At 62.5% G+C, this 26,056-nt stretch carries 24 protein-coding genes; 16 read left to right on the forward strand and 8 right to left on the reverse strand.

The window, feature by feature from the left end:
- Positions 1–150: 150 nt before the first annotated feature.
- Positions 151–1,080 carry a bifunctional helix-turn-helix transcriptional regulator/GNAT family N-acetyltransferase gene (locus LDO41_RS13675; protein ID WP_223989612.1) on the reverse strand — a complete coding sequence of 310 codons (930 nt, stop codon included), beginning with the start codon at positions 1,078–1,080 and terminating at the stop codon, positions 151–153.
- 140 nt (positions 1,081–1,220) lie between these two features.
- Between LDO41_RS13675 and LDO41_RS13680 the strand changes: the two genes are divergently transcribed.
- From LDO41_RS13680 to LDO41_RS13695, 4 genes are all read left to right on the forward strand, one after another.
- Entirely contained in the window at positions 1,221–1,505 is a 285-nt protein-coding gene (locus LDO41_RS13680; RefSeq protein ID WP_223988958.1) for a type II toxin-antitoxin system Phd/YefM family antitoxin, read from the forward strand.
- Positions 1,505–1,840, forward strand: a complete 336-nt coding sequence (locus LDO41_RS13685) for a type II toxin-antitoxin system RelE/ParE family toxin (RefSeq protein WP_223988960.1) — start codon at positions 1,505–1,507, stop codon at positions 1,838–1,840. The genes LDO41_RS13680 and LDO41_RS13685 overlap by 1 nt, the downstream gene beginning before the upstream one ends.
- A gap of 163 nt (positions 1,841–2,003) precedes the next feature.
- Positions 2,004–2,552 (forward strand): hypothetical protein, encoded by a 549-nt coding sequence (locus LDO41_RS13690; protein ID WP_223988962.1) that lies wholly within the window; start codon positions 2,004–2,006, stop codon positions 2,550–2,552.
- 89 nt (positions 2,553–2,641) lie between these two features.
- The gene (locus LDO41_RS13695) at positions 2,642–4,399 is read left to right on the forward strand and encodes an extracellular solute-binding protein (RefSeq protein WP_223988964.1); all 1,758 of its coding nucleotides are present in this window, start codon (positions 2,642–2,644) and stop codon (positions 4,397–4,399) included.
- A 152-nt stretch (positions 4,400–4,551) separates the two neighbouring features.
- On the opposite strand, the gene LDO41_RS13700 is transcribed toward LDO41_RS13695, so the two are convergent.
- Positions 4,552–5,502: an AraC family transcriptional regulator gene (locus LDO41_RS13700; protein ID WP_223988966.1), complete on the reverse strand. Its 951-nt coding sequence runs from the start codon at positions 5,500–5,502 to the stop codon at positions 4,552–4,554.
- A 94-nt stretch (positions 5,503–5,596) separates the two neighbouring features.
- Between LDO41_RS13700 and LDO41_RS13705 the strand changes: the two genes are divergently transcribed.
- Positions 5,597–6,430: an oxidoreductase gene (locus tag LDO41_RS13705; RefSeq protein ID WP_223988968.1), complete on the forward strand. Its 834-nt coding sequence runs from the start codon at positions 5,597–5,599 to the stop codon at positions 6,428–6,430.
- Between the two features lie 66 nt (positions 6,431–6,496).
- Here LDO41_RS13705 and LDO41_RS13710 read toward each other — a convergent pair whose 3' ends face one another.
- The 3 genes from LDO41_RS13710 to LDO41_RS13720 all read right to left on the reverse strand — a co-directional run bounded on the left by LDO41_RS13710 (position 6,497) and on the right by LDO41_RS13720 (position 11,374).
- Positions 6,497–8,497: a PhoX family protein gene (locus tag LDO41_RS13710; RefSeq protein ID WP_223988970.1), complete on the reverse strand. Its 2,001-nt coding sequence runs from the start codon at positions 8,495–8,497 to the stop codon at positions 6,497–6,499.
- Positions 8,498–8,883: 386 nt separating this feature from the next.
- Positions 8,884–10,761 carry a PhoX family protein gene (locus LDO41_RS13715; RefSeq protein WP_223988972.1) on the reverse strand — a complete coding sequence of 626 codons (1,878 nt, stop codon included), beginning with the start codon at positions 10,759–10,761 and terminating at the stop codon, positions 8,884–8,886.
- A gap of 133 nt (positions 10,762–10,894) precedes the next feature.
- On the reverse strand, positions 10,895–11,374 hold the full coding sequence (locus tag LDO41_RS13720; protein ID WP_223988974.1) for a MarR family winged helix-turn-helix transcriptional regulator: 480 nt from the start codon (positions 11,372–11,374) through the stop codon (positions 10,895–10,897).
- A 184-nt stretch (positions 11,375–11,558) separates the two neighbouring features.
- Between LDO41_RS13720 and LDO41_RS13725 the strand changes: the two genes are divergently transcribed.
- Positions 11,559–12,353: an alpha/beta fold hydrolase gene (locus LDO41_RS13725; protein WP_223988976.1), complete on the forward strand. Its 795-nt coding sequence runs from the start codon at positions 11,559–11,561 to the stop codon at positions 12,351–12,353.
- Between the two features lie 129 nt (positions 12,354–12,482).
- On the opposite strand, the gene LDO41_RS13730 is transcribed toward LDO41_RS13725, so the two are convergent.
- Entirely contained in the window at positions 12,483–12,944 is a 462-nt protein-coding gene (locus LDO41_RS13730; protein WP_223988978.1) for an Lrp/AsnC family transcriptional regulator, read from the reverse strand.
- A gap of 657 nt (positions 12,945–13,601) precedes the next feature.
- Here LDO41_RS13730 and LDO41_RS13735 point away from each other — a divergent pair.
- From LDO41_RS13735 to LDO41_RS13750, 4 genes are all read left to right on the forward strand, one after another.
- The gene (locus tag LDO41_RS13735) at positions 13,602–15,029 is read left to right on the forward strand and encodes an L-lactate MFS transporter (RefSeq protein ID WP_223988980.1); all 1,428 of its coding nucleotides are present in this window, start codon (positions 13,602–13,604) and stop codon (positions 15,027–15,029) included.
- A gap of 21 nt (positions 15,030–15,050) precedes the next feature.
- Positions 15,051–15,173 (forward strand): MFS transporter small subunit, encoded by a 123-nt coding sequence (locus tag LDO41_RS13740; RefSeq protein WP_150374921.1) that lies wholly within the window; start codon positions 15,051–15,053, stop codon positions 15,171–15,173.
- Between the two features lie 187 nt (positions 15,174–15,360).
- Complete coding sequence (locus tag LDO41_RS13745; RefSeq protein WP_223988982.1) at positions 15,361–16,152, forward strand: SDR family NAD(P)-dependent oxidoreductase; 792 nt, start codon at positions 15,361–15,363, stop codon at positions 16,150–16,152.
- 82 nt (positions 16,153–16,234) lie between these two features.
- Positions 16,235–17,065: a cytochrome c gene (locus LDO41_RS13750; protein ID WP_223988984.1), complete on the forward strand. Its 831-nt coding sequence runs from the start codon at positions 16,235–16,237 to the stop codon at positions 17,063–17,065.
- A gap of 6 nt (positions 17,066–17,071) precedes the next feature.
- On the opposite strand, the gene LDO41_RS13755 is transcribed toward LDO41_RS13750, so the two are convergent.
- Positions 17,072–18,190, reverse strand: a complete 1,119-nt coding sequence (locus LDO41_RS13755) for a succinylglutamate desuccinylase/aspartoacylase family protein (RefSeq protein WP_223988986.1) — start codon at positions 18,188–18,190, stop codon at positions 17,072–17,074.
- Between the two features lie 82 nt (positions 18,191–18,272).
- On the opposite strand from LDO41_RS13755, the gene LDO41_RS13760 reads away from it, so the two are divergent.
- A complete protein-coding gene (locus tag LDO41_RS13760) occupies positions 18,273–18,698 on the forward strand; it encodes an Lrp/AsnC family transcriptional regulator (RefSeq protein ID WP_223989613.1) in 426 nt (141 codons plus the stop codon).
- On the opposite strand, the gene LDO41_RS13765 is transcribed toward LDO41_RS13760, so the two are convergent.
- On the reverse strand, positions 18,683–19,615 hold the full coding sequence (locus LDO41_RS13765) for a GntR family transcriptional regulator (RefSeq protein ID WP_223988988.1): 933 nt from the start codon (positions 19,613–19,615) through the stop codon (positions 18,683–18,685). The two genes, LDO41_RS13760 and LDO41_RS13765, sit on opposite strands and share 16 nt — an antisense overlap.
- A 103-nt stretch (positions 19,616–19,718) precedes the next feature.
- Here LDO41_RS13765 and LDO41_RS13770 point away from each other — a divergent pair, with 103 nt between their 5' ends.
- Genes LDO41_RS13770 through LDO41_RS13790 form a run of 5 tightly spaced genes read left to right on the forward strand, consistent with a single transcriptional unit; the run spans position 19,719 to position 25,994 of the window.
- Positions 19,719–20,876, forward strand: a complete 1,158-nt coding sequence (locus LDO41_RS13770) for a C45 family autoproteolytic acyltransferase/hydolase (RefSeq protein WP_223988990.1) — start codon at positions 19,719–19,721, stop codon at positions 20,874–20,876.
- A gap of 20 nt (positions 20,877–20,896) precedes the next feature.
- Entirely contained in the window at positions 20,897–22,549 is a 1,653-nt protein-coding gene (locus tag LDO41_RS13775) for an ABC transporter substrate-binding protein (RefSeq protein WP_223988992.1), read from the forward strand.
- 15 nt (positions 22,550–22,564) lie between these two features.
- Positions 22,565–23,521: an ABC transporter permease gene (locus LDO41_RS13780; protein WP_223988994.1), complete on the forward strand. Its 957-nt coding sequence runs from the start codon at positions 22,565–22,567 to the stop codon at positions 23,519–23,521.
- Positions 23,518–24,330 (forward strand): ABC transporter permease, encoded by an 813-nt coding sequence (locus tag LDO41_RS13785; RefSeq protein ID WP_223988996.1) that lies wholly within the window; start codon positions 23,518–23,520, stop codon positions 24,328–24,330. The genes LDO41_RS13780 and LDO41_RS13785 overlap by 4 nt, the downstream gene beginning before the upstream one ends.
- Entirely contained in the window at positions 24,327–25,994 is a 1,668-nt protein-coding gene (locus LDO41_RS13790) for a dipeptide ABC transporter ATP-binding protein (protein WP_223988998.1), read from the forward strand. Before LDO41_RS13785 ends, LDO41_RS13790 begins: the two co-directional genes overlap by 4 nt.
- The last annotated feature ends 62 nt before the right edge of the window (positions 25,995–26,056 follow it).

A 26,056-nucleotide genomic window follows, 5' to 3' on the forward strand; every position in this document is an offset into this window, starting at 1 on the left:
GTTATTGCTACATGTACTGCGGGGCAGATGTTAGATCACATTGTGAAGGTATGTAAGTGCTTCAAAACCTCCCGTGGCAGTACTAACACGGTTGGGAATATCCCCGTTGCGAAAAGGGTCTGGAACGCACTATCGGTGCCATTGCGAAATTCACGGGCGAAGCCTTATGAAGCGCTGCTCCAATACCTCTCTTCCCCACTGCGCGCCGGACCACTCCTCTTTAAGAACAAATCCCCTCGTCTCGTAGAGATGGCGCGCTGCATTTAATCCAGAGAACGTCCAGAGGTGAGTCTCCGCAAAGCCCCTCTCGTCGACAAATGCCATCGCCGCATCCAGCAGTTTCTTGCCTGCACCCCCGCCGCGGATATTGTCGTCAATGATGAACCAGCGGAGATGCGCTTTACCGTCGCCGAGGTCTTCGCCATCAATGGCGACGGACCCGACGATCTCGCCGTCTTGTCGTGCCGTCCAGATCGCGTTCTGCGGATTCTCGAGTCGATTGCAGAATTCAGCCAGGCCGCTTGCAACAACGGACTCGAAACGCTGACCAAATCCTGATTCGCGCGAGTAGTAATTGAGATGCATCTCAACGATACGGGCGATTAGACCCGGTCGATATCCACGAACGAGTTGAATGCCAGGAGCGCCGATCGCGTTTTCGGATCGTGCAAGCGCGCGCGTGTATAGGCGCATGCCCTGCAAGACGGCACGCTCTTCTCCGGGCTTGAGCCGTTTGAGCGCGTCTATGACCTGCGATCGGGCAAACTCATGTATCGCTTTCACGCGATGCTTGCCGGAACGGGTCAGGGAAAGCCGCTTCACCCGACCATCGGTTTCTTCAGCCACATCGCCAGCGTCAACCAGCCTGCGCAGCATTCTGCTGACGCTCGACTTCTCAAGCTGAAGCAGCTCGCCGAGATCGCGCGCGGTGACGCCGCCTTTCTCGATCTCTATCAGCGCATGGACAGCGGACGGGGACAGGTCGGTACCAGCAAAGTCTCCCCCCATGAATCCAAGCTCACGCACCATCGCCCGCGAGACCGTGCGCAGTTCTTCCACCAATGTCGGATCAGGGTTCATCATCGATGCTCCGTCGTATTGTTGCATGTCACAACCCATGAGTTGTATCGTACAACAATTGCACGCAGATCATGAAACGTTGACGGAAGACTCTTAACGGACTATATTCAGTCTTATTGCGCCGTATTCAGGAGCCCTTCATGCGAATCGCCGGTCACGTCAAGCCGATCAGTTATCTCAAGAGCGAAGCTGCCCAGATCGTCAAGGATCTCGCGGAGTCCGGCGAGCCGCTGATCATCACTCAAAACGGCGAAGCCAGGCTTGTTGTCCAGGACGTACGGAGCTATGAGTCCGATCGGCAGACATTGGCATTGCTCAAGGTTCTCGCTCTCGGCCAGAAGCAGATCGAGCAGGGAAAGTTCTCCGACATCGATGATGTGTTTGCAGAACTGGACGAACTGGATCGGCAGGAGAAGCAGCGCTGATGGCGTCGAAGTTGCTAAGAGCGAAGCTTCTCGATAGTGGCAAAGCTGAACTGAAGCGAGTGCGCCGTTACGTCGTAGACGCGTTTGGCATGGCAGTCTGGGAGGAATCGTATGCTCAGATCCAGGCGTCTATCACTCGCATCCGAGAGTTTCCAGAAAGCGGCCACATCGTTGATGAGCTCAGTGGGATAACGGCGGACCGCTTCCGCGAAGTCAATTGCGGAAGGAATCGGATTATTTATGAAGTCCGGGACGATACCGTCTACGTCCATCTCATCATTGACCAACGTCGTGATCTCACAGCCCTTCTGCAGAACATCATCTTGCACGTGTGAAATTGACGATCCTTCTTCTCTCGACCCTTTCATTGCGGCAATCTAGTAATTAAGATTATTGATACGCCGTCGCCAGCTGCCAACACCCCACTTCACGGCGCCTCTGGATCGTCCGACAATCTGCTAGTCTCGTTTCCGCGATATCCACTCGAGGTGCGATTCAATGCAAAAGCTGTCTATCAAGAGCGGCGACGATTGGGTCGAGTATTCCCATTCCCCTGTTTTCTCGCGTGAAGAGCTCCCAAGCGGCTCTGCACGGCTTGTCGCCGGTGTCCCAGGAGGAAACAGCGTCGTTCTATTTCAGATGCTGGAGCACATGGCTCCGCCTTTCTACCTGCTCTATCTTTTGCACACGCCCAGAGGTGAAGGTGTCAGCGGGAGATACCAGAGCCCAGCGCTGTCTGAACTGGAGCTAAAGGATTTTTTGGGAAGGTTCTCCCAGTTTCTTGGTATGGACGCTCGACATGACGTCTGGGTCCACTCACCAGGCTCGAATGCCACAGTGGTTTGGGATCGGCACAATCTCATCTATGCATATGGGCCCACCGCTCGCTTTGAATCCGCGTTGCGGCAGATTGGATTCACCGCTGGCTCAGCGAAAGTTGATTTCGTGCATGCACATCATTACCGTGCCGAGTATGACGCCGACTCCAAAGCCGTCTTAATCTACTTCGACTGGTCCTACTCGCAGCTTCGTCCCGAGGACGAATAGTACGCATACTGAGCTTTGGGATACGCCTCAGCCCTCCGGCACGACCGCCGTACATCGCTCGCCGTTCAGTCTTCCAGATCAATGACCACATGATGCACAAGCTCATAGCGCTTGCCACGTTTGCTTCCATCGGTATGTCGCAGTTGGCAGTAGCGGCGCACGGTTATGCGCAATTTGGCGATCTCAAGTACCCGCCCAATTTCACGCACTTCGATTACGTTTCACTCGATGCCAAGAAAGGCGGCAGCATAAGGCTTTCGAACCCAACGCGTAGTACAACATTCGATACGTTCAATCCCTACTCGAGCGGTACCGCAGCGCCCGGGGTTTCTTCGCTTATGTTCGAGACGCTGCTCGAACCGAGCGCCGATGAACCGGCCAGCGCGTATGGGTTGCTCGCGGAAGATGTCACCGTAGCCGCGGATCAACGGTCGGTGACCTTTCGGATTCGTCCTGAAGCGCGGTTCTCCAATGGAGATCGTGTGCAAGCTGCAGACGTCAAGTACTCCTTCGAGAAGCTGACAGGCAAAGGCGCGGATTCATCGACGCGAGAGTTCTTTAAGGACTTAAATGCGGCCGAAGTGGTCGACTCGCGCACCATACGATTTCAGTTCCGCATCCCAAGTACAGAGCTTCCTCTGATCGCCGGCACCATCCCGGTTTTCTCGAAGAAGTGGCGCGCGGGTGAGGCGTCCAGGGGTGGCAACCTAGCGCCACCGATTACCACAGGCCCGTATCGCATCGCCGCGCATGATCATGGAGATCATGTCGTCTACGTGCGCGATCCCGATTACTGGGGCCGCAATCTTCCGGTCCGGGTCGGCACCTTCAACTTCGATCGCATCGAGTATCGCCTCTTCTCAAGCGAACAAGACAGGCTACTGGCAATACACAGTGGCGAGATAGATCTGACTGTTGAGTACCAAAGCGACATCTGGCGATCTGGCTATACGGGTAAAGCTCTTCAGAGCGGCAGGCTTATCAAGCAGGAGTTTCCGGTTCAAAGCATCGCTCGCACGCAAGGCTTCGTCTTCAACTCCCGAAAAACCTTGTTCAAGGATCTTCGCGTACGTAAGGCTATTACACTGGCGTTCGATTTCGACGCACTCAATCGCGAGAATTTCAACGGTATCTATCGGCGTACGACCAGTTGGTTCCCAAATAGCGAACTGGCGGCGAATCCCAATGCCAGAAGGAACTCGACGACAACGCCTCGCCTTTTTGATGGCAACCATGCCAAGGCCCTGGCTGAAGCACGAAAGCTGCTGGCACAGGCGGGCTGGCGCATCCGCGACGGTGTGCTACGAAACGATCAGGGAGAGCCATTTTCGTTCGAGTTCGTTGATGCAGGGGCTGCAACAAACACCTCTATCAAGAAATTCTCCGAAGACCTCGCGAAACTAGGCATCGAAGTTCGCCGGCGCGACATCAGCCCCGAAGCCCATCGCCAGCGCTTGTGGGAGTTCGACTTCGACATGTGCGTCATGGTCTTCGCCAACTCGGAGGCGCCAGGTACCGAGTTGCGGGGAATGTTCGGTTCCATCGCCGCAGGCACACCTGGATCCAGCAATTATTCCGGCCTCGCATCCAGCGAAGTGGACGAGCTAATCGATTCACTTGTGCAGGCCAAAACGCGCACGTCGCAGATAGAACTGGCACGTGCGTTGGACAGAAAGGTCATGGATCAATGGCTCATCGTGCCTTTTGGCTACAAGTCGCAGCACTGGGTGGCCTTCGACCAGAAGCTCGGACATCCTAGTTCCATTCCCCCGAACTCATCCCCACAAGGTTGGGTAATCGAACATTGGTGGAATCGAGGCACAGGGGTTACCGGGGCGTCTCTTTAGACCGAAGAAAAAAGCGGCCCGCCACTGGAGATGGTTCGGGCCGTCAAGGAGCGCTACTGCTCGGAGACGAGCGTACCCGCCACCGCGCTATACCCATGTCGGGCGATGTCTGATTTTTGCAGTGCACAATTTCGGGGCACCGAGCTTCCTGCTCAATGCGATGACACATACATCGCATCTTCGAACGCCTCCGGAACGGCGAAGCCTTCGCGCATGCGCTTCGCCTCTGCTGCGGGTGTCAAACCAAATAGCCGCTTGAACTCCCTGCTGAACTGCGACGGGCTTGTATAGCCCACCGCGACACTTGCCGCCTCCGCGGTCAGTTCCTGTCGCACCATCAGCAGCCGCGCCTGATGCAGTCGCGTTGACTTGACGTACTGCATCGGCGATACCTGCGTGATCGACTTGAAATGGCTGTGGAAGCTCGGGATGCTCATCCCGGCCTCTTCCGCCAGTTGCGAGACATCGAGCGTCTGCGCGTAGTCGGCGTGAATGCGCCGCAGCGATTTGCCGACTCTGCCGAACTGTCCGCGCATCGCGAGTGCCTGTCGCATCGCGCCGCCCTGCTCTCCCGTCAGCACGCGGAAGTACAGCTCTCGCAGCAAGCCGGGGCCCAGCACCGCTGCCTCGAGTGGGTGATGCAATGCCTCGAGAAAGCGCAGCACCGACGCCTGCATGGTTTCATCCATCGGCGTGGACATCATGCTCCGTGGAGCCTGCTCGCGTGTGTTGGGCGCTTCGCGGTCGATCTGCGCGGCCAGCTCGGCGGCCATGGCGAAGTCGAGGTGCAAGTACAGCGCGAGCAGCGGGCGTTGTGGCGTGGCATCCGTTTCCATGCTGAACGGCACCGGTACCGATACGGCGAGATAGTGATTCTGGTCGTACAGGTAGAGCTCGCCGCCGAAATAGCCACGCTTGCGGCCTTGGCAGACGATCACGATACCGGGGTCGTATAGCACCGGCGTACGCGCCAGCGCGCGGTTGGAACGCAAGATACGGACACTCGGCAGCGCCGTCAGGTTATAGCCCTCATCAGGTGCCAGCCCACGCAGCAGCGCCACCACGCGCTGGCGTATGTGCGGAGATCGATCCGGCAAGGTCATAGTTTTATGCAAGAGATATAGCGGAATTTGGCTTAAACCATCTCGCGCACTAGACTAGCATGCACTCTTCAATCGATACAGAGGAGAAGCTTCGATGGCAACCACCAGGATTCTGCTGATCACCGGCGTCAGCAGCGGCTTTGGCCGCTCACTCGCGGAAGCAGCGTTGGCGGACGGGCATACCGTGGTCGGGACGGTGCGGAGTTCACAGGCGATACAGGACTTCGAGGCGCTCTCACCCAACCACGCCTTTGCGCGCGTGCTCGACGTGACCGACTTCGACGCCATCGATGGCGTGGTGGCGGAAATCGAAAAGTCCGTGGGGCCGATCGACGTGCTGGTCAACAACGCCGGCTACGGGCACGAAGGCGTCATGGAAGAATCGCCGCTATCGGAACTGCGCCGGCAGTTCGATGTGAATGTGTTTGGCGCGGTGGCCATGATGCGCGCAGTGCTGCCGTTCATGCGTCAGCGCCGACGCGGCCATATCCTGAATATCACCTCGATGGGCGGCCACGTCACGATGCCCGGCATTACCTACTACTGCGGCAGCAAATTCGCGCTGGAAGGCATCTCGGGAGCGTTGGGCAAGGAAGTGAAAGACCTCGGCATCGCGGTGACGGCCGTGGCCCCAGGCTCGTTCCGCACGGACTGGGCAGGACGCTCGATGACGCGCACGCCCCGCTCGATCGCGGACTACGATGCGGTCTTCGATCCGGTGCGCAAGGCACGCGAGGAACGCAGTGGCAAACAGCTCGGCGATCCGCAGAAAGCCGCGCGGGCCATGCTGGCGGTCATCGCTTCCGATCATCCGCCCGCGCATCTGTTACTCGGCAGCGATGCATTAAAGCTGGTGCGCAGGAACTGGTCGTCTCTGAACGATGAGATCGATGCGTGGGAAACCACCACGCTTTCGACCGACGGCTGACCTCCACAAATGGAAAAAGCCGCGACCTCACGGTCGCGGCTTCAGTTCTGCTGGGCCTATGTGAAATCAGGCCTTGGTCGTCTTCACGCTGGTAGCGTCGGCCGTCAGGTAACCCACGGCTGCGCTGAAGCGATCCTTGTAGTTCGCGCGGATCAGCGGATCCAGCGCACCCTGCACCTTGGCGTGCAGGCCGCTCCAGTCACCGGCGTGCTGGAAGTTGTTCATGATGTACGTCCAGCCGTTGAGCTCGTCCACGGCGTGCAGGCCGGTGGATTCGGCACCAGCCGGGGCGGACAGCAGGCGCGTCAGCTTCTTCGTGTCGATGTTGTACGCCCACAGGAAGTTGTTGACGTGCTGGCCGCTGTCTTCGCCGATGAACAGCGTGCGCAGCTTTTCCGAGAACTTGAGGTTGTCGGGGTTGGCGATCATGTCCGGATCAGCCGTGTTGCCCAGCGCATCGGCGGCGATGTCCTTGCCGACGATCAGCGCGCTGGTTTGCATCGGCACCCATTCGCTGGCGATGGCCGCACCGGTGGTGTCCGTCTGGCCACCGGCGAGCTTGTGCTGCATCACACCACCGGCATTCAGCGCGGCCGGCACGCTGATGTTGCTCTGCAGGTTCCAGCCCTTGGCGTTGTTGAGCACCATCGAATCAACGATGTTCTGCAGCGCGGAGTAGGCAATCTTGTCCTTGATGTTGACCGTGGTGCCTTCCATCTTGGTGAAGCCCATGCTGCCGCCGGCCAGGTAGGCGTAGCGGTGCGTTTCCAGGAACGCGGCCACGCGCTCCTTGCCCGGCACGACCTTGACCCACTGCGCCACACCACTTGCGAAAATCTTGGTGTAGGTGTTGTCGACCGGATCGACCCACTTCACGTCCATGATGTCCGTCGGACGGTGCGACTTGGCCATCGCCTCCACTTCCGCGCTGGTGGCGTGACCAAGCTTGATCCACTTCAGGGCGGCCGGGGTTGCGCCCGGAACGATCGAGAAGCCAGTACCAACCTGAGCCACGTACAGCGTACCGGCCGACAGATCCTTCTCCTTGTCGGCGATAAACATGAACATGCCACTGTTGGTGGCGTCATCGCCCATCAGCACGGTGCGGTTGTCCGGCATCACCTGCACGAGTTCGTGCGAGATACGGCCCAGGCAGTAGTGCTTCTTGATCGAGCCGGTACCGTCGGCGTTGACGGTGACTTCCGGCAGGTGGCCGTACAGGTACGGGTTCAGCGGGATCGATGCATTGCCGTACAGGTTCTTGGCGAACGCGGCGTATTGCGTCAGGTTGGCAGCGACGGTGGTGAACGCGTCCGGCTCGTACTCTTCCGACGACAGGTGCGTGTTCCACGGCGACAGGCTCGCGCCGCACGTGATCCACAGGCCGTTGGCGCTCGACGTATCGACGTTGTGGTACTTCACCAGCTTCAGCTTGCCGGTCTTCGGATCCTGATCGAGCGTGAGCACGGCGATCGGCGACGGCAGGCAGCCGTAGGTGCTGACCAGAGCCTGGTCACGCGTGGTGTATTCGAACTGCACCACCGCGAACACGGCGTTGCCGGCCACGCCGGCCACCTTGGCACCTTCGACCTTCAGCAGCGACGTGCCGTCCGGCGAGTCCGAGTAGAACTGGCGTTCCTTGCCAGCCACCGAAGCGTCGATGATCGGCTGATTGTTGATGTCGAAGTAGCCGCCAGCCAGTACGGTGCCGCCAGCGCCGTTCGGCACCTGATCGCCGGTCATGAAGAACGGTTGATAGGCCAGCTTGAAGCTCTGCGTCGAGGCGTCGCTGTACGTGACCGTCAGGGTCGAGTTGACCGTGGTCGTGGCCATCGCGGCCGGTTCGGACAGCGTCGGCGCCGACATCGGCGTGAACTCGGCCTTCTGGAACGTCACCGTCGGGGTCGCCGGGTTCTGCGGAGTGCCCGGAGCCGTGGCGGGAGCATCGTCACCATCACCGCCGCAACCGGCGAGCAGCGAGGTGGAAACCAACCCGAGCGGCAGCATCGGTGCGCCGGCGAGGAACTTGAGTGCCTTGCGGCGGGAAGCGTCTGGCTTTTCGAACATGCTTTCTTTTCTCGTATGTTGTACGCGGTTACGGCTCGCCGCGTTGTGGGGTAGTCAGGACGACCAACAATCCATCAGGCCGACGCGGATGCTAAGAATCTTTTGTGACAAGACGTTGAACCTGAGTGGATTTCAAGACATCCGAACAAGCGTGACCCAGATGCGCAACACTACGAGACAACGAAAAAAACCGCGACGCAGGGTCGCGGTGATGAAGGTTGCCGACGCGGACGACACCCACATGTCGTCCGCTTCCCCTTGCCTGGGGCGGTCAGCGGGATGGCAGAGGTTATCGCCACGACGAAATATTACGGAGTATTAATGACGCTCCCGTGACATCGTGTCGCTCCAACCCATCAGGTAAAAAAAGATGAGATGGCCGTTCCTTACGCGCCGATCGGCTTGCCTGCCTTGTGGCGTACAACGACGGTCGAGGAGCGCGAAGGCAACACCGGATCGGGCCAGTTGCCGTTGGGCAAACCCGTCCCGGTCGGATGCTGGATGTTGATGAAGAACGTGGTGAGGTCCGGCGTGTACGCAATGCCGGTAATCTCGCAGCCAACGGGGCCGACCAGGAAGCGCTTGACCTCGCGCGTCACCTGATCGATGTAGTGCATCGAGTTCGCACCGAAGATATTGGTCACGCTCGTGCCGGTGCCTGCATCGGTCTGCACCCACAGGCGGCCCTTCGGATCGACGCGAATGCCATCGGGGCTCGAGAACGTCGCGCCCTTCATGTCGCCCTTGAGGTTTGCCGCCGCGATCGACGGATCGCCCGCGAGCAACAGCAATTCCCATTTGAACGTCATCGCCAGCGGCGAGTCGCCCTGCTCGTTCCAGCGCACGATATGGCCATGCGAGTTGTTGACGCGCGGGTTCGCGGCGTCAACGACCTGACGGCCACCGTTGTTGGTCAGCGTGCAGTAGATCTTGCGATCGGTACCCACGGTGATCCATTCCGGACGATCCATCAGCGTGCCGCCAGCTATGCGCGCCGCGGCCTTGGTGTTGATCAGCACATCGGCCTGCGTGTTGAAGTCGATGTTGGCCGGGGTCTGCGGACCTTGCGTCGTGTTGCCCGGGTCGATGGCGCCGGCCACCAGGCCGTTGAGGCCTTGCGTCAGCTCGATCCAGTCGCCGGTGCCGTTGGCGTTGAAGCGCGCGACATAGAGCTTGCCGTTATCGAGCAGGTTGGCGTTGTTGAGGCGATTGGTCGCATCGAACGCCACGCTCGGAATGAACTTGTAGATACAGCCCGGCGTGCCGTCGTCGCCCATGTAGAACGCCACGCGATTCGCGGCGTCGGTCATGAACGCGGTGTTCTCATGATCGAAGCGGCCCATCGCGGTGCGCTTGACCGGCACACCCGGCAGTTCCTGCTGCGGATCGATTTCGACAACCCAGCCATAGCCATTGTCCGGCTGCGTCGGATCGATGTAGTTGTCGGTGGTTTCCTCGCAGGTCAGGTACGTGCCCCACGGCGTATGGCCGCTCGAGCAGTTGTTGAGCGTACCCACGACCGTGGCGCCAACCACGCTCGCCGCGGGGCCCGATACGCGATAGATGGTGTTGCCCGAGTAGCGCTTGTTGTAGAGCGAGTTGCGCTTGACCTGCCATTTGCCGGCGACGAGTTCGATCTCGATGACCGACACCCCTACCGAAGACAGCACGATGCGCTTCTGCTCGGCGGGCGCCGTCAGGGGGTCATAGGCCCCCGAGAACAGGATATTGCTGTCGGGCGCCTCGTGATTCATCACGAGCAGACCGCCCTTCTGCGGGTCCACGCCCGGCAGCGTGAAGTAGTGCATGCCGTCGTGGTTACCACCGGCCTGCTGCTCGGTTTCCATCGAGGTCTGGAAGGCGCCTTTGTAGCCGACCGCGCCCGCGGCCACCGGATCGCCGGCGGAGAACAGCACTTCCATCGTGTAAGTGTCGGGCACCTGCACCGTGTTCGGCGTGAGCTTCGACGAGAGCGGCGTGAAATTGACGCTGTAGTCCAGCGGCTGTACCGGCGTCGGGCCCGGAGCGGGCACCGGTGCAGGCGCGGCAGCCGGTGCCGGCGCGGGATCGTCATCGCCACCACATGCCGCGAGCAAACCACCGCTACCAAACGCGGACAGCAGCGAAACACCGAGCCCTCCACGCAGCACCTTGCGACGCGCGGGGTTGGCGGCAACGATCTCTTCGAGGGTCTGGCCGGGGACCGTGACTACGCCTTCAGCTTCGCGGCGCGGCGCGCGCAGCTTGTCCGTGATGTACGACATGAATGTCTTCTCCTTGTGGGGTCGGTGCAATACCGGCCCCGATAGTAGGGAAGTCACATGTCTTTTTCGTTACAACATGTCTACATGACAAGTCATCCGAAAGGAGAGCGAAGGCTATCGTTCCGATGCATGCTCAGCGCTGCAGATGACCGCGTAATGTCTCCATGCCATCGAGCAGTTGACCTACCTGGTCATCGCTAAGATCGCAGGCGCGTTCAAATGCCGCGTCGACCTTGCGCGCCTTTTCACGCAGCGCCTGGCCCGCGGGCGTCAGCAGCAGCGACAGGCTGCGTTCGTCGCCGGGCGTGCGCTGGCGCGTGACCAGTCCGGCGGACTCCAGCCGTTTGAGCAGCGGCGTCATCGAGCCCGAGTCCTGCCCCAGACGCGCGGCGAGGTCCTTCACCGCGATGCCATCCTGCTCCCACAGCACGACCATCGCGAGGTACTGCGGATACGTGAGGCCGGTCTCCTCGAGCAATGGCTTGTAGGTCTGCGTCATCGCGAGCGACGTCGAATAGATCAGAAAGCACAGGCGCTGATCGACGGGCCTCAATGCGGCGGGGCCTGCCTTGGCAGGCTTGGCGGAGAGTTTGGCGGGAGGCTTGGTAGTCATGGCGGAATGCGGGAATGTTCTCAAAGCATACTGTACGCAAATATTTTGCGCAATAACTATTGACGCGCTAACTCTTAGTGCACTAATCTTCGTTCGTCGTCAGCGGCATCCGGTACATGCGGTGTGGCGATACCCGATCAGCGCCCTTTCATACCCGAACCCAGAACTCAAAAGGATCAGCATCATGGACCGTGTCGCCAACGTTTATCGCACCACCACCATCGCCCTCGTCGCTGCTGTCGCCGCCACCGCATTCTCGCTGGCCGCGCGCCCGGCGGAAGCCGCTGAGGCAGCCGTAGCCAACGGCAAGACCATCGTGCTCGTGCACGGCGCGTTTGCCGATGGCTCCAGCTGGAACAAGGTCATCCCGACGCTGCAGCAACGCGGCTACAAGGTGGTGGCCGTGCAGAACCCGCTGACTTCGCTGGCCGATGACGTGGCCGCCACCAATCGCGTGATCGACGCGCAGAAAGGCGACGTGGTGCTGGTCGGCCACTCGTGGGGCGGCGTGGTGATTACCGAGGCGGGCAACAACCCGAAGGTGAAGTCGCTCGTGTACGTGGCGGCCTTTGCGCCGGAAGCCGGCCAGTCGGTGGCCGATGCGTCCAAGTCGTACGCTCCGGCGCCCGGCCTCAAGAACCTGGTAGCGGACAGCGGTGGCTTCCTCACGCTGACCGATGCCGACTTCAAGACCTACTTCGCGCCGGACGTGTCGCCGGCCGAGGTCAAGCTGATGGCCGCGACGCAGGGCCCGGTGCAGTCGAAGGTGTTCGGCGAGAAGGTTGGCGACAGCGCGGCCTGGAAGAGCAAGCCGTCGTGGTTCGTGCTGGCGCAGAAGGATCAGATGATTCCGCCCACGCAGCAGGCCGATGACGCCAGGAAGATCCACGCGACGGTGGTCAAGGTGAATGCCAGCCACGTGCCGATGGTGTCGCAGCCGAAGGCGGTAGCGGACGCCATCCTCGCGGCAGCCAAGTAATTGCGCCTCGAAACAAGTCGCCGGAGGTAGTCGGGAAATTTCCGGTAGAATCCGCGCGCATCCGGCGCCCGTAGAGGATTCCTCTACGGGCGCTTTGATTTACGCGGCCTGCGTCGCCGCGGAACGCCGTCAGAGGAGCGGCAACCCGCCATGGCGCTTGACTTCGCGCAGACTCAGAATCGACTCCACCGATGTGACACCGGGCAGCGTACGGATGACGTCGCGCACAAATGCGCCGTAGTCATCGAGATCGCGCGCGACCACCGTCAGCATGTAGTCGGCGGTGCCCGCCACGTTATGGCACGCCACGATGCGCGGAATGCCCTGCACCTCGCGCTCGAAGCGATCGGTCAGCTCGCGATCGTGCATGCCAAAGCGAATCTGCGTGAAGGCCATCAGGCCGAGGTCGAGCGCCCGGCGCGACAGCGTGGCGCGATAGCCTTCGATAAAGCCATCCGCTTCCAGACGCCGGAGCCGGCGCGCGCAAGGTGTTTCGCTAAGGCCCACGGAGTCCGCCAGACTCGCGTTGGTGATACGGCCATCCGCCTGTACGGCCAGCAAAATCTCCCGATCGATGCGGTCAAGATCCATCCTGACATTACCCCCCGTATGTTTTGCCGAAAGAGTAGCGCATCAGTCGCGTGGCGCCATGCCATATATCGATGGCACCCCCATCTTTCCAATATGCCCGACGCCAGTCTGTTGCAGAAACCATACGCATGCGGGGGATTTAGACCGGGTTTATCCGTGCTGAAACCCCAACATTGAGTTGAAACGGGAATATGTCATTCTTTTCCTATTGAAGTCGCCAATGCGTGGCGCTAAGGTTCGACCAAAATATTTTTCCGGTAGATATATGCAAAACAAAGCATATATCGCCACGCCCTAACGGGAAGACAATGAAAAACAGCATAACAAGTCAGCGCGCCCCCGCGCTGCCTGCCGACACCAGCGGCGCCCACCACCTCCGCCTCGCCTGCCTCAGGCTCGTGCCACTTTCCTCGCACGACCCTTCCAGCCGCGCCATCCCTTCTATTTTTTCCGAGTAGCAACCGCCCTTTGAAGTAACCGTCCTTTGTAGCAAAACGTCGCAACGGCAGGCGCGAACACGCGTACGCCGGCGCGACATCGTTGGGCAGTACGACCACGGCGTGACGGGGTCAACCAGCCAGGGTGCCACAGACAACCCGGTTGGACACGCCAGGTCTTGGTCGTCCTGTCCGGGATCCCTGTCCGGAGATTTACATCATGAGCAGTGTCATGAATGATGGCGGCGGCGTGGCTTATGGCCGTGCACCGTTCTTTTCAAAAGAGGCGACTTACGCCAAACCGGGATTTTCCCGGTGGATGGTGCCGCCTTCCGCCCTCGCCGTGCACCTGTGCATTGGCCAGGCCTATGCGTTTTCCGTGTTCAATGGCCCGCTGTCCAAGGCCATCGGCATTACGTCGTCGGCCCCCGATGACTGGAAGCTGACCACGCTGGGCTGGATTTTCTCGCTCGCGATTTTCTTCCTGGGCATTTCGGCCGCATTCGCCGGCAAGTGGCTCGAGCGCGTCGGTCCGCGCATGACCATGTTCACGGCGGCATGCTGCTTCAGCAGCGGCTTTCTGATCTCCTCGCTTGGTGTGTACCTGCACCAGATCTGGCTGCTCTACATCGGCTACGGTGTGCTGGGCGGTATCGGCCTTGGCCTCGGCTACGTGTCGCCGGTGTCGACGCTGATCCGCTGGTTCCCGGACCGTCGCGGCATGGCGACCGGCATGGCCATCATGGGCTTTGGCGGCGGCGCCATGATCGCCGCGCCGCTGTCCGTCGCGCTGATGAACCACTTCAAGAGCGCCACCTCGGTTGGCGTGGCACAGACCTTCCTGGTGCTGGGCGTGGCGTACTTCATCTCGATGACGATCGGCTCGCTGGCCATTCGCGTCCCGCCGCCCGGCTGGAAGCCGGCAGGCTGGACCCCGCCGGCAACCGTCAACAAGATGGTGTCGAAGAACCACGTTCACATCGACCAGGCCCTCAAGACGCCCCAGTTCTACCTGCTGTGGCTCGTGCTGTTCCTGAACGTGACCGCCGGTATCGGCATCCTGGGCCAGGCTTCGCTGATGATCCAGGAAAGCTTCAAGACCACCGTGAACGCTGCTTCGGCCGCCGGTTTCGTGGGTCTGCTGTCGCTGTTCAACATGGGTGGCCGCTTCGTGTGGGCCTCGTCGTCTGACCTGCTGGGCCGCAAGAACACGTACTTCGTGTTCTTCGTGCTGGGCGCGATTCTGTACTGGCTGGTGCCCGCACTGGGCGCCTCAGGCAACATCGTGCTGTTCGTGCTGGCTTACTGCGTGATCATGTCGATGTACGGCGGCGGCTTCGCGACCATTCCGGCCTACCTGGCCGATATGTTCGGCACCGCTTACGTCGGTGGTATCCACGGCCGTCTGCTGACCGCCTGGGCCGCTGCCGGCATCGCCGGTCCGGTGATCGTGAACTACGTGCGCGAGTATCAGGTGTCGCAGGGCGTGGCCGCCGCGGAAGCGTACACGATGACCGTGCACATCATGGCCGGCGTGCTGGTGGTTGGCTTCCTCTGCAACCTGCTGGTCTCGCGCGTCAATGAGAAGCACCACATGAGCGACGACGAAGTCGCGCGCATGGGCGGCGTCGCAGGCGCGGCACACTAACCGGAACAGGAGTCTATCGACATGGAAAACAAGACTGTCGAAACCAACAAGGGCCTGCTGGCGGCGTTCTGGCTGTATGTCACGATCCCGCTGTGCTGGGGCGTGTACAACACGATCCTGCAAGCAACGAAGCTGTTCCAGTAAGACAACTTCGTACCCTCGCAAAACAGCCGGCCTCGTGCCGGCTGTTTTGTTTTTGGGCGACAGAATCGACGATTCTTGCCTGCTCTGGAAAAGTCATTTTCAAAGCGCCCCTTTTTCTCATGCGCGCACGGCCTACACTGATCCGGTTGTCCTCCGCACGGTGGACTCATCCAACCATGGAGCTCGCATGAACATCGATCTGTCCGGCAAGACTGCCCTCGTTACCGGTTCCACCGCTGGCATCGGCTTCGCCTCGGCCAAGGGCCTGGCGGCCGCGGGAGCACGCGTCATCGTCAATGGCCGCAACGCGGCCGGCGTGGACAAGGCATTGAAGACGCTCGCCGCGGAAGTCCCCGGCGCCAAGGTAGTGGGCTTTGTCGGCGATCTGTCTGACCCGAAGGTGTGCGACCAGATCGTGGCCGAACATCCGGTCGTCGATGTGCTGATCAACAACCTTGGCATCTTCGAGCTGAAGGACTTCTTCGAGATCCCGGACAGCGAGTGGGAGCGCTTCTTCCAGGTGAACGTGATGAGCGGCGTGCGCCTGTCGCGCGCGTACGCACGCGGCATGGCCGACCGCAAGTGGGGCCGCATCGTGTTTATCGCGTCGGAGTCCGGCTTCAATATTCCGGTGGACATGATCCACTACGGCTTTACCAAGACCGCGCAGATCGCGATTGCGCGCGGCCTGGCCAAGCGTCTGGCTGGTACCGGCGTGACCGTCAATTCGGTGCTGCCGGGGCCGACGCTGACCGAAGGCGTGGCGGAGATGCTCAAGGACGAGATCGCCCGCACTGGCAAGAGCCTCGAGGAAGCCGGCGCGGCGTTCGTGATGGAGCACCGCAGCACGTCGCTGATCCAGCGCGCGGCGAACGTCGATGAAGTCGCGAACATGGTCGTGTACGCGAGCTCGCCGCAGGCCTCGGCTACCACGGGCGCGTCGTTGCGCGTCGATGGGGGCGTGGTCGATCTGCTTTAAGCGTTTCGCCTTGATCGCTTCGGGGGGTGAGCGCAGAATCGCGCTTCACGACAAGAACGTCGCCCCCGAGGCGATTGACGAAATGCCCCGATTTTTTTCAATCCGCACAGTCTGCCTGACGCTGGTACTGACGTTCGCCAGCATCGCCTCCGCAGCCGAACTCAGGATCGACGCCGCCGGTAACGCGCCGACCACCCTCACCACGCAGCAACTGCTCGCGCGCCGCGATGTGAAGACCATCACCGTGCCCGGCGATGTGTCGTATCACCGCACGATGACTTATCGCGCTGTGCCGCTGCGAGCGCTGCCCGGCATTGCCACGCTTGGGAAGGATCAGGACCTGCAGATTGCCGCGATCGACGGCTACGTGACCAACCTTCCGCACGCGCTCGTCGTCGATCCAACCGGCAAGGGCGCGGAGCCGTGGCTCGCGATCGAACCGCCGGACGCGCCATGGCCGCGCGCCAACGATGGCAAGGCCACCGGCCCGTTCTATCTGGTGTGGCTGCGCCCCACCGCGTCGGGTATCAAGAGCGAGCAATGGCCGTTCCAGATCGGCTCAATCCGCATGGTGTCCGCGCGCGCGGGCAAGTGGCCGCAGATCGAGGTCGGCAGCGAAGTGCCGGCCGACTCGATCGTGCGCCGCGGCCAGACCGTAGTGGTCACGCAATGCATGGTCTGCCACAAGCTGAACGGCGCTGGCGATGCCGCGCTGGGGCCCGACCTCAACCTGCCGCGTAGTCCGACCGAGTACTTCCAGCCGGGCGTGCTGCGCGAATTCATTCGCAATCCACGCGCCATCCGTGCGTGGCCGGGCATGCAGATGCCCAGCTTCCCGCAGGCAAACCTCAGTGACGCCGATCTCGACGCCGCCATTGCCTACCTGTCGTACATGGCGCAGCGGCGCAAGTAACGCGTATCAGGGGCTCAGCAGTTTGCCGGTGCGGTATGCGCGCGCACCGGAAACGCGGCCAATCTGGTCGCCCGGCTTGACGAAGCGCACCTCGCGGCCCATGTAGAACACACCTTCGGTGTGGCTTTCCATCGTGGTGCGCGTGCCATCGACCGGATCGACGATATCGAACAACGGCTGTCCGGGCCTGACGGTCGAACCCACCGCCGCGCGATAGACCAGGATGCCCGCGGCCGGTGCCACCAGCTGCTCGCTGCCCGCGAGCGGCGTGGCCGGTTGCAGCAGAGGCGGCAGCGGTGGCGCCTCGCCATCGATGATGCCCACGTGGGTCAGGTACGCGATCAGCGCATCGGCGTCCTGCCGCGCGAGCGCGTCGGTTACGTCGCGCTGGCCACGATGCTCCACGGTGACGGCAACGCTGCCATGCGGAATCGGATGCCGTTCGCCGAAGGCCTGCTGGATCTGATACCACGTATAGCTATGCGCCTCGTCGAACGAGTACGCGCCCGAGTCCAGCGCGAGCAGGCTGGCCGTGGCACCCAGATAGCGCGCCAGCGGCTCCACCTCGCGCCAGATCGCATCGCCCGTGTAGACGTGCATCGCGGCTTCGCGCGAGCAATGCAGATCAAGCACGTAATCGGCATCGTGCGCCAGCAGCATCAATTTTTGCTGCAGCGACGCAAAGGCCGAGGCCGGCTTGCGCGCGAGCAGCGCCTCGCGCCATGCGGCCCGCACGATGCGCAGGTTTTCCTGGCCATCCTGCGTCAGTTGCTCGGCAATCGCGGCACTGACCTCGGTGGCGACCATCGGAAAGTCGCGGTTGAAGTTCTTGCCGCTCGTCACCTCGAAGCGGCCGACGAAATTGCCGAGCACGCCCTGCGCCAGCCCGATCGGATTCGCGGCGGACACCAGCACCACCTCGCCGCGTAACCGCCCCGCCTGCTCGAGCTTCGTGAAATCTTCCTTGAGCATGGTCGCGGTGAGCATCGCGGGAATCTCATCCGCGTGGAGGCCGGCCTGCAGGTACACCTTGCGGCCGCCACCGGGCTCGCCGAAGTGGTGGCTCACGAGTTCGAACGAGACGCCGGGCGATGGCGACAACAACGGATGGGTCTGGCGTTTCATGGCGAAAGTGGTTATTGTATTCACAAAATACTTTTCGCATCGTATCACCACAGCACCAATGCCGACAACCGCCTTTCCTGTCATGGACGACTTCGACCACCAGTTGCTGGGCCTGCTCCGGGCCAATGCGCGGGCCAGTGCCGCCCTGCTCGCGCACAGGCTAGGCGTGGCCCGCACCACCATTGCCAATCGTATTGCCCGGCTGGAGAAGGCCGGCGTGATCGTCGGCTATACGGTGCAGGTGCGGCCAGATACCCAGCGCGAGACGATTGCCGCATGGATGAGCATCGCCGTGGAAGGCAATCAGGCGCGCGAGGTCATCGCGCGCCTGCTGGGCGAGCCGGGTGTGACCGCACTCCACGATACCAACGGGCGTTGGGATCTGCTCGCGGAGGTCAGCGCCACATCGCTGGATGGATTGGCGTCCGTGCTCGAACGCGTGCGGCTGATCCGCGGCATCAGCGCCACGGAAACCAGCATCCATCTGACGAGCTACAAGGCGTCCTGAGTCACCGCCACGGTTGACGGTGCCGGCGGTGCCTTGAGGCGGCTGGCCACATCCAGATGGCGCCGCATCAACTCCGCGGCCCCGGCGAGGTTGCCTGATTCGAGCGCCGCGAGAATCCCCAGATGCTCGTGGCAACTCACCTCCACGCGGCTGCGGCCGTGCTTCCAGTCATAGTTCGACAGGCGCCGGATGCGGTTCAGCCGGCGAATCGCATCGACGTAAAAGCGGTTACCGGACGCGATGGCCAGGCCTTCGTGGAAGGCCGCGTTGGTCTCGAAGAACGCCACCGGCGACGCTTCGGTCCACGGTTGCGTCAGGAACGCCGAATGCTGGATGCGCATGCGCGCGGCCCAGTCCGGCGGCAGCACGAAGGATGGCTCGAGGATCGCGGCCGGCTCGATCACCAGCCGGAAGCGGTAGCTTTCGAGGCGCGCCTCGCTGTACCAGACCGCATCCTGGAACTTCCAGCGATAGCCAAGCCGGCGCTCGACGATGCCGAGGTCCGCCAGCCGCACCAGCGCCTGCTTGATGGTCACGCGCGTCTCGTTGTAACGCTCCATGAGGTCGCGTTCCGACACTTCGTCCGGCAACGACTTGCGCTGCCGGTCGTGTGCGATGCGCGCGAGTAGTTCGTCCTCGTCGGCCGGCACCTGCGCTTCGGCCTCCGCCACCGGCGGCGGCGCCAGCAGCGCCACGCCCTTGTTGCGGCGCCGCTCCACAAAGCCCTGCGCTTCCAGCTGGTCCAGCGCGGCGCGGATCGGCGTGCGTGACACCCCCAGCGACTCGGCCAGCTTTTGTTCGTTCAGGCGATCCCCGACCTCCAGGGATTCGTCCCGGATCCATTGCGCAATGCGGTCCTGCAACGCGAGCCGTGTGCGGCCCGAGCCCTCACTCGACGCCAGATTCGGAATGTTCATTGATTTTTTTGTGTTACCAAAATACACTTCAGATCATACGCGCAAAACCAGACACGCATAACCATAGCCGTACTCCTGACCTCTCCCGCCGTACGTTACGACCATGACCGAAAACCAACAAGTCGCATCCACCGCTCCCGAATGCCCGCTGATCGAAGTCAGCGGCCCGCCGCGCGAGCGCGGCCGCCAATATGGCGAACAAGCCGCCACGCGTATCAAACGTGGCATTGAACATTACTCCCGCCAGCTCGAGAACAACAAGCTCAGCTGGCCGGAACTACAGAAGATCGTCGCGACGTTCGAGCCGACCATCGCCGCGTTCGATGCGACGTATATCGACGAGATGCAGGGCATTGCCGAGGGCGCCGGCGTGGAATACGCGGCCGTGGTCATGCTCAACGCGCGGACCGAAGTCCTCAAGCTGGCAGACCGCATGCGCAACAAGCAGCCGGTGCCGATCGAGCCCGACGGCTGCACCGGCGTGATCGCGCTGCCCGAAGCCACCGCGCATGGTCGCGTGATCCATGCCCAGAACTGGGACTGGAAAGCCGAATGCGCCGAGTCGTCGGTCGTGCTCAAGGTCCACCGCGAAGACGGCCCCGATTACCTGACGTTCACCGAAGCCGGCGCGCTCGCGCGCTCGGGCATGAACGCGGCCGGCATCTCGATTACCGCGAACTATCTGGAATGCGAACGCGACTATCGCACACTCGCGGTACCCCTGGCACTGATCCGCCGCAAGGTCCTGGAGCAGAAGCGGCTGGCCCTCGCGATGCAGGCGGTGTACGTGACGGCGAAGTCGGCCGCCAACAACATCATGGTCGCGCATGCCGGCGGCGTGGCGATCAACTTCGAGTGCGCGCCCGACGAGACCTTCCAGATCCAGCCGGAGCGTGGCATCGTCGTGCACGCGAACCATTGGCTGAGCCCCGTGGCGCTGACCAAGCTGCGCGACCTCGGCATTCAGAAGATGCCTGACTCGCTCTATCGAGACGAACGCGTGCGCCAGCTGGTGACGCCGCATATCGGCAACGTCACCGTCGACACGATCAAGCACGCCCTGTTCGACGACTTCGAGACGCCGTGGTCGGTGTGCCGCCCGCCGCGCCCCAACACCAGCAACAACCTGTCCGCCACGGTCGCGATGATCGTGATGGAACCGGAACTGGGTTCGATGGAGGTTTCGATGCTGCCCGCGCTGTATCCGAGTTTCACCAAGTTCCATCTCGAGATGGATATCCAGACATCCACCAGTCGATGACGTTCCCAGGAGGAGACAGCATGGCCAAGGCGACAAAGGCATCGATCGCAACCGCAGCCGCCGCGCTGATAACGCTGCCGGCACTGACCGCGCACGCGCAGCCGGCGCAGGACGCACTGCGCGTGCGGCTCAATGCCGATATCCGCTCGACCGACCCGGGCATCAACCGCGACGTCAACACCGACGCCGTGGTGGCTCACCTGGTCGAGGGGCTTGTCGCCTTTCGCGAAGACACTTCGGTTGGCCCGCTGCTCGCGCAGAAGGTCGACGTGTCCGCCGACGGACTCACGTACACGTTCACGTTGCGTCCGGGCCTGAAATTCCAGAACGGCGCGCCGATCACCTCGGACGACGTCGTCTTTGCATGGCATCGGTACATGACACCCGCGAACAACTGGCGCTGCCTGTCGGAGTTCGACGGGCGCGGCTACGCGAAGGTGCTCAAGGTCGACGCGAAAGATCCGCTGACCGTGGTCTATACGCTCGACAAGCCGTCGGCGCTGTTCCTGAAGACGCTCGCGCGCCCCGACTGCGGCGGCACCGGCATCTATCACCGCAGCTCCATCGGGCATGACGGCAAGTGGCGCGAGCTCGTCGGCTCCGGCCCCTACAAGCTGACCGACTGGAAGCGCGGCCAGTACCTCGAGCTGGTGCGCAATCCCTACTATCAGGCGCTACCGGGCAAGCGCGATGGCAACACCGGCAACAAGACGCCCGAGATCGGCAAGGTCCGCTTTATGGTCATTCCCGATCCGTCGGCGGCCAAGGCCGCGCTGCTGTCGGGCAACATCGACGTGATTCCCGATGTCGAGGACAACGATCTGCCCGAGTACCGCGCGCGCAAGGACATCGTGCTGGATAGCACGCCGACGATGAGTCAGGCCGGCATGCTGTTCCAGACCCGCGACCCGCTGCTCAAGGATGCCCGCATCCGCCGCGCGATCGCGCTCACGCTCGACGTGCCCGAACTCGTCGATGCAGTGACCGGTGGCGGCTCCAAGGCCAGCCGCTCGGTGATCCCGCGTCCGAGCCCGTTCTACGGAAAGGCACAGGCCGTGATGCCAGGGCGCGATATTGCCGCCGCGCGCAAGTTGCTGAACGAAGCCGGCTATCGTGGCCAGACCATCAAGATCCTGACGACCAAGCGCTACAACGCGCTGTTCGATATCGCCGTACTCACGCAGGCCATGGCCGCGGAAGCCGGACTGCGCATCGACGTCGAGGTGCTGGATTGGGCCACGCTGCTGGACCGTTACACACGCGGTGACTATCAGGCGATGGCGTTCAGCTACTCGGCGCGGTTGGACCCGTCGCTGTCGTACGAGATGATCGTCGGCCCCAAGGACAAGCAGCCGCGCAAGGTGTGGGAAGCGCCCGAGGCAATCCGCCTGCTCAACGAAAGCATGAACGAGGCCGATCCCGCGAAGCGGCAGGCCACGTTCGACGCGCTGGAGGCGCGCATGCGCGAAGACGTGCCGGCGCTCTTTGTCTACTCGGAGACCCGTACCAGCGCCGCCCGCAACTACGTGCGCAATTTCCATGGCTGGCCGCTTGGACAGCCGCGCGCGTGGAGTGTCACGTTCGCTGGTGCCGCCGCACCCGCATCTGCCAAAACTGCAGCCACGACCGCTGCCGCGCCCCCGGGTTCGGCACAGGCGGGCATTACCAAGTAACCGGAGCCGAATCCCGTGTCATCCTCGTTCGTTCTCTATCTGCTGCGGCGCGCGCTGTGGACACTACCGACGCTGCTGCTGGTGGCGTTGCTCGTGTTCGTGCTTATGCGCCTGATTCCCGGCGACCCGGCGCAGCTGATCCTTGGCGATAGCGGCACCGCCGAGCAACTGGCCGACCTGCGTTCGCAACTCGGGCTGGATCAGCCACTGGTCGTGCAGTTCGGCGTGTGGCTCTCGCATATGGTTCGTGGCGACCTCGGTCATTCGATCACCACCAATGAGGCCGTGCTGCCGCTGCTGTTCGAACGCTTTCAGGTCAGCGCGACCATCGTGCTGGTCGCGGTAGCCGCCGCCGCGGCGATCGCGGTGCCTGCGGGCCTGTTTGCCGCGTGGAAGCAGAATTCGCTCGCCGATACCACGATCGTGGCGGGCGCCACGCTCTTCCTGTCGATCCCGAGCTTCTGGCTCGGCCTGCTGTTGCTGCTGCTGTTCGGTCTCAAGCTCGGCTGGGTACCCGTGGTCGGCTATGTCGCGTTCAGTGAGGACTGGCGCGCGGCGCTGAGCTATCTGCTGCTGCCCATTGTTACGCTGACGCTGATCGAGATGGGTGTGCTGACCCGCATGGCGCGCGCCAGCGCGATCGAGACGCTGCGCCTGGAGTACGTGACGCACGCCCGCGCCAAGGGTCTGTCCGAGCTGCGCGTGCTGCTGCGCCACGTCCTGCCCAACGCGTTTGCGCCCACGTGGACCATGATCGGCCTCGTGCTCGGCAACCTGCTGGGCGGTATCGCGGTACTGGAAACCGTGTTCACGCTGCCGGGCCTCGGCCGGCTGCTGGTCGATGCGATCTTTGCGCGCGACTATCCGGTGGTGCAGGGCTGCCTGCTGTTCACCGCGATCATCTATGTAGTGGTCAACCTCGTCGTGGACCTGTTCTATCCCCTCTTCGACCCGCGAGTGGCAACCTCATGAAACTTCGTCTCAATGCGGCCATCGGCGGCACGCTCGTCGGCACCGTGATCACGATGGCGCTCATGTCGCTGGTGTGGACGCCGTTCGATCCGCTCAAACTCAATCTGCGCATGCGGCTGAAGCCGCCCACCGATCTGCACTGGCTCGGCACCGACGAATTCGGCCGCGACATCCTCTCGCGCCTGATCGCCGGCGCCGGCGCCAGCCTGCTGGTGGCAGCGCTCACTGTGGTGCTGGCGCTGCTGCTGGGCACGCTGTTCGGCCTCGTGGCCGGCTATTTCCGCGGCCGGACCGATCGCCTGATGATGGTGGTCAACGATGCGTTGCTGGCATTTCCGGGCATCCTGCTCGCGCTCGGCATCATGGTGGTGACGGGTGCCAACAAGTACGGCATCGTGCTGGCACTGGGCCTGGCCTATACGCCGACCGTGGTGCGTCTGGTGCGCGGCACCGTGCTGTCGCTGCGCGAGAAGGAATTCGTCGAAGCCTCGCGCGTGATCGGCAACAGTGAACTGACCACCATGCTGCGCCATATCCTGCCGAACTGCGCCGCGCCGCTGATGGTGCTCGGCACGTCGATGTTCGGCTGGGTGGTGCTGGCGGAAAGCGCGCTGAGCTTCCTTGGCCTGGGCGTGCCGCCGCCGGCGCCGACCTGGGGCAACATGCTCTCGTCGGGCCGCCCCTATATCGAATCCGCAGCGTGGCTCGGCATTGCGCCCGGCCTGTGCATCGCCCTCACGCTACTGGGCATCAATCTGCTGGGCGACGCACTGCGCGACTGGCTCGACCCCCGCATGGAGCAGGCATGACTACCGCAATGGCTAACCCCACGTCATCCGCGTCGGCCGCCGCCCCGCTGCTTTCGGTGCGCAACCTGACGCTGCACAGCACCCGCGGCAACGCCATTCTGAAGGGGATCTCGTTCGAGATGGCGCCCGGTGAGGTACTCGCGCTGGTCGGCGAGTCGGGCAGCGGCAAGACCATGGCGGGCCGCGCGATCATGCGGCTGCTGCCGGCACAGGTAGCACAGACCGGCGGCACCATCATGCTCGACGGCAAGGACGTGGCCGTACTGTCCGATCGCGCGATGCGCGGGCTGCGCGGTCAGGTAGCGGGCATGGTGTTTCAGGAACCGATGGTCTCTCTGAACCCGGCCATGACCGTGGGCGCGCAACTGTGCGAAGGGCTGCTGCTGCACGAGAAGCTCTCGCCGAAGGTGGCGCGCGAGCGTGCCATCGAGATGCTGCGCCGCGTGCAGATCGCCGATCCGGAGGGCTGCATGGCGTCGTTCCCGCATGCATTCTCGGGCGGCATGCGCCAGCGCATCATGCTTGCGTCCGTCATGCTACTCAAGCCGCGACTGCTGATTGCGGATGAGCCGACCACCGCGCTCGACGCGCTGAGCCAGCGCGAGGTCATGGAGATCATGGCCGATCTGACGCGCAACAGCGGCACCGCCGTGCTGCTGGTCACGCACGACCTGCAGTTGGTGGCGCACTACGCGGACTCGGTGCTGGTACTGCGCCGGGGCGATCAGGTGGAATATGGCAGCGCGGATGCCGTGCTGCGCGAGCCCAAGTCGCCGTACACGCGCAGCCTGATCGATGCGCTACCGCAGCGCGCGGTGGGACGTCCGCTGGTCGCGGACCTGCCGCCCGTGATCGAGGCGCGCGATGTATCTGTGGCCTACCCCGGCGCGCATCGCATGTTCTCGCGCGGCACGGACAAGCTTGCGGTCGATCGCGTGTCGCTGGCAATTCGTCCCGGTGAAGTCGTCGCGGTGGTGGGCGGTTCGGGTTCGGGCAAGACCACGCTCGGCCGCGCGATGATCGGTCTGCTGCCGCTGGCCGGCGGCACGCTGCAGTTCCGTGGCAATCCGGTTGGCAGTGGCACGCGCCAATCGCAGCGCGAGTTCCGACTCGCCTGCCAGATGGTGTTCCAGGATCCGTATTCCTCGCTCGATCCGCGCCAGCGCATTGGCGAGATCGTGTCGGAACCGCTCAATCATGCGGAGCCGATGACCGCCGGAGAACGCCGCCTGCGGGTGGATCGCATGCTGGCCGAAGTTGGCCTCGATGGGCTGGCCGAGCGCTTTCCGCACGCGCTGTCGGGCGGGCAGCGCCAGCGCGTAGCCATTGCGCGCGCGCTGATCCGCAACCCCGCGCTGGTGGTGGCGGACGAGCCGGTGTCCGCGCTCGACATGACAATCCAGAAGCAGGTGCTGACGCTGTTCCGCGAGTTGCAGCGCACGCATGGCTTCGCGTGCTTCTTCGTGTCGCACAATCTGGCGGCGGTGTCCGAAGTTGCCGATCGTATCGTGGTCATGCATCAGGGCCGCATCGTCGAGGAAGGCAGCGTCGATGACATCCTCGATCGTCCGCAGCATGCGTACACGCAGGCATTGCTGGAAGCCGCCTACGTCGCGCCGGGCCAGCGCACGCCGCTGACGATGAAGATGGAGGCGGCAGCCTAACCACGCCCCGCAGTCGCGCCTTCAACCGCGCCTTCAACCGCGCCTTCAACCGATATACTGCG

Source organism: Cupriavidus pampae (assembly GCF_914271485.1).
Classification (GTDB): Bacteria; Pseudomonadota; Gammaproteobacteria; order Burkholderiales; family Burkholderiaceae; genus Cupriavidus; species Cupriavidus pampae.